Raw genomic sequence first — 409 nt, forward strand, 5'->3', positions numbered from 1 at the left:
ATCCATTCCAATACTGCATGAAATAGAATTAAATCAACCCCTTCATCTATAAGCTCTTTAATCTCTTGAGCTGCACAACAAATAAACGTCATGTTCTCGACAACACCCTCTTCAATCGCAGCCTCTTGTGCGCGATTAAGCATCTCTTGTGATAAATCACATAAGATAATTTGGTGTCCTAATTTAGCAAGCTGGCGAGAGAAATAACCTTCACCGCCACCAGCATCTAAAATACGCAAACTTCGGCTAGGTAAGAGAGTCAATAATTGTTGTAAATCTTCCCAAATCACCGCTTGACGTATTTTACCCTTTGTTGTGCCATAGATATTGCGGGAGAATTTATCTGCAATATCGTCAAAATTACGATCTGACATTAAAACGCCTCATGATAACAACTTACTACTTGCAC

The 409-nt window shown here is 38.9% G+C and carries 1 protein-coding gene; it reads right to left on the reverse strand.

What is annotated here, in order from left to right:
- Positions 1-374 (reverse strand): methyltransferase domain-containing protein (locus EVJ34_RS15525; RefSeq protein WP_131486170.1); only part of this gene is annotated, 374 nt, incomplete at its 3' end.
- Positions 375-409: the final 35 nt, after the last annotated feature.

The organism is Exiguobacterium sp. SL-9, from assembly GCF_004336985.1.
Taxonomy (GTDB): Bacteria; Bacillota; Bacilli; order Exiguobacteriales; family Exiguobacteriaceae; genus Exiguobacterium.